Source organism: Secundilactobacillus collinoides DSM 20515 = JCM 1123 (assembly GCF_001435975.1).
In the GTDB taxonomy this organism is placed as follows: domain Bacteria; phylum Bacillota; class Bacilli; order Lactobacillales; family Lactobacillaceae; genus Secundilactobacillus; species Secundilactobacillus collinoides.
Window position 1 is genome coordinate 323,316 of sequence record NZ_AYYR01000013.1, and the last position, 6,855, is coordinate 330,170.

The following is a 6,855-nucleotide window of genomic DNA, read 5'->3' on the forward strand; positions in this document are numbered from 1 at the left end:
GTTAAAAAATAGCTTCCAAATAACAATCTCTATGTCGCAAGAGAGATTCGAACCCTCGACCTACGGTTTAGAAGACCGTTGCTCTATCCAGCTGAGCTATTGCGACAGCATCATAACGAACATGTATAATTATAAAAGATACCCTGCCTTAAGTCAACGTGATTTAGCAGGCTTTTCCTGAAATAACTCGCGAGAGCACATTTTTAACAATCACCAGCAAGTCCTCTCTTCAATAAATATCAATCAAAGAACAAAAATATTCAACCAATTTGGTTCCGAATCATCGCTCAAATGCGGAGTTCTAGTTAGATTCACATCATAAGGAAGAAACGCCAATACAACGGCCAAATTATTACCATAAGATTACAGTCCTACTGGCGATATCAAAATTGAACTTGGAGATTGTAAAATTCTCGTCTTTTTTGTAGCGACCATGTCCGATCATGATTTGGTCAATGATAATGATCCAGCCCTGTCAAAATATTTGACAACCATTGTTTATTTTTCAAAGTAACCTTTTGTAACGTCAAAAGATGAACAAAAATACTATTTTACCGGTCATTATGGTGATACAAGTATTTAAGGAATATTACCAACTAGTCCCCTGTACAGCACATCTTAACTGTTGTTTAAATACCATTAAGTACAACTAAAAAGGTTATGATTTGTTAAAGGGAAGTTCTTTTGCTTGCTATTTTCGCAAGATAAATGAATAATAAAGTTGTAACACAATTGAAATCTTTATCTTCTCTTAGGGGGGTTCGCTATGGTTTTTGTCTCATTTATCGTTTTTCTATTTATCATTGCGGGCGCATACGAATATTATCAAAGTTATACCCGTAAAGTTGCCGGTCCCAAGCATTTTGCATCTAACAAGCGCCAGGGAGCAAGTTCGATATTAAGCAAGTTGCACATTAGTTAGACTGGTACTGATCCTAAACTGTTGCCGATGGGGTATCCCATCATGAACCTAAAAAAACGTGCGTTGCAACCTAATCTTGCAACGCACGTTTTTTGCTTGTATTGAATGATTATTCTGCCAGGAAAGCCTGTTCCAATTCTTCGCCAGCAAAGCCAAGGTCGACCAAGCCAAGTTTTAAGAAGAGGTGCCAAGCATGTTCGAAAGCGGGTTGTTCATGTTTCAAAAATGCATCGTATAAAAATTGTTTCATGGATAAATATTGCTGACTGAGCGATTTCGCCTTTCGGGCTGACGTTAAAGCAGCTAGTTTATCGTCAGACTGCACGATCAACTGAGACCAGGTCTGCTTTGCAGCCACCTGAAAAAAGCCGTCCATGGCCTTTAAATAAGCGTTTCGTAACGTCGTTTCTTCATCAGCCGTCTTCGGCGTCGTGGTCAATTCAAACCACCCCATGGCATTGGCAAGTTCAGCTAACGCCACATCCAAGCGCACATAGTTGCCTCGCATTGTTTCGTCCGAAGAAATTGCAATATCGTTTTCATATAAAAATTGATTCCGCCGCTGAATTGCGGTCTGCAGCATTTTGGCAAGATCAAGTGCCACACTTAACACTTCTTTCTATTCTGAATTAACTCAAAAAGGAAGCACACTGCGCGTCTGCTCCCCGATTCACTTTCCTATCCAAATACCAATGGATCTGATTTCACTTCCAGATCACCTAAGTTTTCCAAATACCACTCACGAACAAATGGGTAATCCAACAATAACTTGAACCAAGAGGTCGCCTCTTCATCATCATGAACAGTCATGCCCCACTTCGCGTTTTTGCTGGTAATGTGTAACGTCACCTGATTAGGCAGTTCCAACACTGCCCCATCGCTTGAATGCATTAGCATGTAGTCTTCCTTAGCAGCAGCGACGAATAACTTATCAACGACTTCATCAGACAAATTACTGTTTGTAAAGGCGTAAAATTCGTTATTGCTAGTGTCCAGAATATTGAAGTCCACACTGAACCCGTAATCTTCTTTTAGTGACGACCCAAAGTCCATAAACAGTTGTGTGGTTTCCAAAATTTGGTCGGTGGCCACTTGCTCATGGTAGGTAATCACAAATAGTTTCGTAATTGCGGCGCTGTTTATCCGCAACATCTTGCGTTGCAGGTTCAGGTAGAAGATTGTTTCACCAGTAACCTGTTCCTGATAGTAAACACCACCGGTGCCATCGTTAGCAATTGTAAAGGAGAAAACACCCTTATCTTCAAGCGAAGCAATTTGCTGGGTCAAATGCTGGTCTTCGTGGGACTGCAGCGTGATGACGTTATCCTTGCCGTGCAGTTCCAACAACCGGCTCATAAAGATCAGATAATAATCCGGCGTGTTGTACTGGTGCGGAAATGTCACGTAGTCCGTATCCAAGACAAACGTGGACAATTCCTGTGCTGAGCTGACCAAGACATCTGCATCTTTAGTGCTGATCAGCTTATCCATCAGTTCAGTAAATTTCAACCCAGTCTGCAGGCCTTCTTTAACCGCACTGTTATAAGACAATAGGCGACCACTCGTGCTTAATGTGGACGGATCATTTTCATTAATCATCTGAGATCACCTGACCTTTCCCAATCAGATTCGTCAAATAATCGGTGTACAGACTCGAATTATGGGATTCAAAGTGTGTAAAGTCGTCAAACGTTTTTTGAATGCTCTGTTTTTCGTAATTAAGAATGGTGTCTTCCTTGGACAATTCCAAGATGCGATCATCGTTTTCCTTAATCGTTTTCGATGCATTCATGGCAGATTCGTCCTCGTCAGCTAACTGGGTCAGCTTATCGATGATGCCCTGACGTTCTTCCTTGACCTTACCGGAATCCCAAGGCATGGTACTCTTTTGACTGACTTCTTTTTGTTGCGCGCGAAGCCCCTCTTTTTCTTGATCCCGTTCGTCTTGATGGTTAATAAGTTCCTGCAATTCGGCACTCTTAGCGGTAATAGCCGCAATATTTTCAGTATTATACCGTTGGTGCATCGCGTCTAATTCAAACGCTTTCTTTAACTTGCCATATTCATCATCGTCAAACTTAAAGGCGACGTTCAACACATCGAGCTGACCAAAAAGACGCCGATCCCACCAATTACCGAAGTAAATATCAAACTGCCCCTCAGCGATTTCATCATAGTAGAAAAACGGGTACGTTTTGCCAAGATATTCAATTAAATTCTGACTCAAATAATGACTCAGTTGCGCGTGGACATCATCCACTAAATTCGACAAATCTTCTGCCTTGGTAATTGACCTCGACTTCTTAATTTCACGAGAATAACGGACCTTGTCGATCAACTCATAGATCTGACGGTCGTCACCATCGTGTAAGGCCTTCTGCAACGTTTGTAAATAGGTAATCTTTTGCGTTATAGAGAGGTCAAGCTGGGTCTCACTTGGTTTGAGCTCTTGTTGGTTTTCTTCACTATTTTGCATATTATCCCTCGTTTATCTTTTCTCATATGTAGCTAATTTAATGTTAACGGAAACTGACCAAATAATAAAGCGGTTTAGATAAAATTACAGATATTTTTTACTTACAATCGATAACTCAAGCACCCCATCGTCATTTTGAATACAATTGCCTTTCGTCGTCATTAATAACTGATCTGACAGACCCGCAAAAAAAATGGGTTTGTGACAAAAAACACGCCAACAATCGTCAGCGTGTCTCAGTTTTATTAATAGTTATGCAATTCTTTTAAAGGATGTGTTTAGTACAATTCAAGGTACTGATCACGTTCCCACTTGGAAACTTGGGTGCGGTAAGCATCGTATTCCAAGTTCTTAGCTTCAATAAAGCTTGGGAACAAGTGAGGACCCATTGCCTTCTTCATCACTTCGTCAGCTGACAGATCCTTCAATGCGTTGTGCAAAGTATCTGGCAAATTAGTGATGTGGTTTTCAGTCCGTTCTTCAGCGTCCATCCGGTAGATGTTCCGGTCAACACTTTCTTCAGGAACTAACTGCTTCTTCAACCCGTCTAGGCCGGCTTCCAAAACAGCAGCGATGGCTAAGTATGGGTTAGCAGAAGGATCAACACTCCGGAGTTCCAAACGGGTTGAAAGGCCGCGTGAGTTTGGTACCCGAATCAGTGGTGACCGGTTAGAACCTGACCATGCCACGTAAACTGGGGCTTCGTAACCTGGAACCAATCGTTTGTATGAGTTAACTGTTGGGTTGCAGATAGCAGTAAAGCTGCGTGCGTGTTCCAACAAGCCGCCCAAGAAGTGGTAGGCTGTTTCAGATAATTGAATGTCGCCCTTTTCATCAAAGAAGGCGTTGCCGTCTTTAGTGAACAGTGACATGTTCAAATGCATCCCAGAACCGTTGATCCCGGCTAAAGGCTTTGGCATGAACGTTGCATATAGCCCAAACTTACGAGCAACAGTCTTAACGACCAGCTTGAAGGTTTGAATGTTATCAGCAGCAGTCAAGGCATCGGCGTACTTAAAGTCGATTTCATGTTGGCCTGGTGCAACTTCATGGTGCGCAGCTTCAACATCGAAGCCCATTTCTTCCAAGGTTAACACAATTTCACGCCGACAATTTTCACCTAAGTCCATTGGAGCCATATCAAAGTATGAACCACTATCGTTCAAGGTTGTAGTTGGCTTGCCGTCTTCGTCCATCTTAAAGAGGAAGAATTCTGGTTCAGGGCCAATGTTAAAGTCAGTGAAGCCTGCATCACGCATATCCTTTAACACACGGATCAAATTGTTCCGTGGGTCGCCAGGGAATGGCTTGCCATCTGGGGTGTAAACTTCACAGATGACACGGGCAATCTTGCCACGTTCGCTGCTCCAAGGGAAGATCATCCAAGTTGACAAGTCTGGGTAAAGATACATGTCACTTTCTTCGATTCGAACGAAACCGTCGATGGAAGAGCCATCAAACATTAATTTGTTATCCAGCAGCTTCCCCAATTGAGAAATTGGCACTTCGACGTTCTTGATCGTCCCAAATAAATCTGTAAACATTAACCGTAAAAATTGAACATTTTCATCTTCGGCCATTTGACGGATATCGTCTTTAGTATAATCGTGTTTTGGCATAAAATCTCTCCTTAAAAGAATTGTTTGAACGCAACATTATTTACTACTCGAGAGGCTTCTGGGAATGTAATGATGTCCCAGAAGTTCGCTCCATTCCGCTAATGTTAAGAAATTCATCATGAAGGACCTGCCGCACGTCATTGTCGGTAAGGGTCTCTTCTTTACGTTCGGCAGCCCGTTTACGCTGCTGATCATAAATTTCCTTAATACCCGCCATGTTAATGCCCTCTGTCAGATAATCCTTAATTTCTAACAGTCGGTCAATATCATTTAACGAGTACAGGCGCCGATTACCTTCAGTACGTGTGGGAATCACCAGTCCCTGCTCCTCATAGTAACGAATCTGACGAGCGGATAATTCAGTTAACCGCATGACCGTTCCGATGGGTAGCACGGACTTTGAACGTTGTAACTCCTTTTCTGTCATCACATTCACACCTCCTTTTCATGATTTTATCATACCACGGTAAATCACGATGTCAAGAACTCATGTAAGATTTTATTACATCAATTTTGTAACCACTGTGAAACAGTCTCCCGAATCGCGGGTAATTGCTCAGGATGCTGGACAATATCGAACCATGTGACAGGTACCTGATGACGAAACCAAGTCAGTTGCCGTTTGGCATAGTGCCGGGTATCCTGCTTAATTTGCGCCACAGTGTCAGGTAATGTCTGCTGAAGATTAAAATACGGAAAGAATTCGCGATAACCAATGCCTTTTCCCGCCGCAAATTGCTCGCCGCCAGCGTCAAAGAGCTGGCGAGCTTCGTTTTCTAAGCCTTCGTCAAGCATTTGATCCACCCGCTGGTTAATGCGCTGATATAACAGTGCCCGGTCAGTATTGAGACCAATGATCAACGGGTCGTAACGTAACTGAGTGCCGGACTGCTGTTGGGAAAATAAGATACCGGTGCGTTCATAGACTTCAAGCGCACGAACAACACGTCGTTCATTTGAAACCGGAATCTTCTGAGCGGCCTCCGGATCAATTCCCGCTAAATGGTCCCATAAGGCCTGCTGACCATTTGCTTCAGCAAACTGGTGCCACTTGCGCCGAACGGTCTCTGACGGCTCATATTTGTCGCCACCAAGGGTCATATCATACAGCAGGGCCTTGAGATAGAAGCCGGTACCACCAACGATCATTGGTAAGTGGCCACGCGCAGTGATTTCATCGATCAAGGCCTCAGCACTGGTCACAAAATCCGCGACTGAGTAGCGCTCATTCGGTTCTTTAATATCTATCAAATAATGTGGGACATCTTGTTTTTCTTCAGCCGTCACTTTAGCCGTCCCGATATCTAACCCACGATACACTTGCATGGAATCGCCTGAGATCACCTCACCATTAAATTTCTGAGCTAATTGAATGGATAAGGCAGTCTTTCCAACCGCCGTTGGCCCAATAATGGCCATAACTTTCTTCATAATGTCACTCCGCTATAATTTAAACTTCTGATACTGGATATTTACTGTAAAAACCTGCATAATATAACTAACACAAACTATATTCTAACTTGTTAAGGGGGCTTTCTCAATGAAACATTTTGCAAAGGGCTTTCTTTTTGGATCAGTGGCCACATTAGGTGCAGTAGCCGGTGCCATCCTATCCTTCAAAAAGAAAATCGTCGAACCCATCGAAGACCAAGAACAACGTTTTGAAGACAACCGTAAAAAAGCAGCAAGAAAGAGTCGATCGGCTCATAATTAGAGCGTGAAGAATTAGAGCGTGAAGAAAACCGGTTAAAGACTGGAGCAGAAGGGTGTCATGCGATAAAATGGCTGTAAAATTTCTGGTATTGGTGATCACGCCAATGCCAGTTTTTTATTGTCTT

At 42.9% G+C, this 6,855-nt stretch carries 7 protein-coding genes and 1 tRNA gene; 1 reads left to right on the forward strand and 7 read right to left on the reverse strand.

Translation table 11 applies throughout. The features are described 5' to 3' along the window. Positions 1-32 precede the first annotated feature (32 nt). From FC82_RS03950 to miaA, 7 genes are all read right to left on the reverse strand, one after another. Positions 33-106, reverse strand: a tRNA-Arg gene (locus FC82_RS03950). Between the two features lie 925 nt (positions 107-1,031). Further along, a complete protein-coding gene (locus FC82_RS03955) occupies positions 1,032-1,526 on the reverse strand; it encodes a hypothetical protein (protein ID WP_056996260.1) in 495 nt (164 codons plus the stop codon). Positions 1,527-1,600: 74 nt separating this feature from the next. Beyond that, positions 1,601-2,521, reverse strand: a complete 921-nt coding sequence (locus FC82_RS03960) for a hypothetical protein (RefSeq protein ID WP_054758387.1) — start codon at positions 2,519-2,521, stop codon at positions 1,601-1,603. Then, positions 2,514-3,398, reverse strand: a complete 885-nt coding sequence (locus tag FC82_RS03965; RefSeq protein WP_056996261.1) for a hypothetical protein — start codon at positions 3,396-3,398, stop codon at positions 2,514-2,516. Before FC82_RS03965 ends, FC82_RS03960 begins: the two co-directional genes overlap by 8 nt. Before the next feature lie 278 nt (positions 3,399-3,676). After that, positions 3,677-5,017, reverse strand: coding sequence for a type I glutamate--ammonia ligase (gene glnA, locus FC82_RS03970; protein WP_056996262.1), 1,341 nt, complete (start codon positions 5,015-5,017; stop codon positions 3,677-3,679). A gap of 43 nt (positions 5,018-5,060) precedes the next feature. After that, positions 5,061-5,444, reverse strand: coding sequence for a MerR family transcriptional regulator (locus tag FC82_RS03975; protein WP_054758708.1), 384 nt, complete (start codon positions 5,442-5,444; stop codon positions 5,061-5,063). A gap of 80 nt (positions 5,445-5,524) precedes the next feature. Continuing rightward, entirely contained in the window at positions 5,525-6,448 is a 924-nt protein-coding gene (miaA, locus tag FC82_RS03980; RefSeq protein ID WP_191982791.1) for a tRNA (adenosine(37)-N6)-dimethylallyltransferase MiaA, read from the reverse strand. Positions 6,449-6,557: 109 nt separating this feature from the next. Between miaA and FC82_RS16430 the strand changes: the two genes are divergently transcribed. After that, positions 6,558-6,731, forward strand: coding sequence for a DUF3042 family protein (locus FC82_RS16430; protein WP_065101469.1), 174 nt, complete (start codon positions 6,558-6,560; stop codon positions 6,729-6,731). Positions 6,732-6,855: the final 124 nt, after the last annotated feature.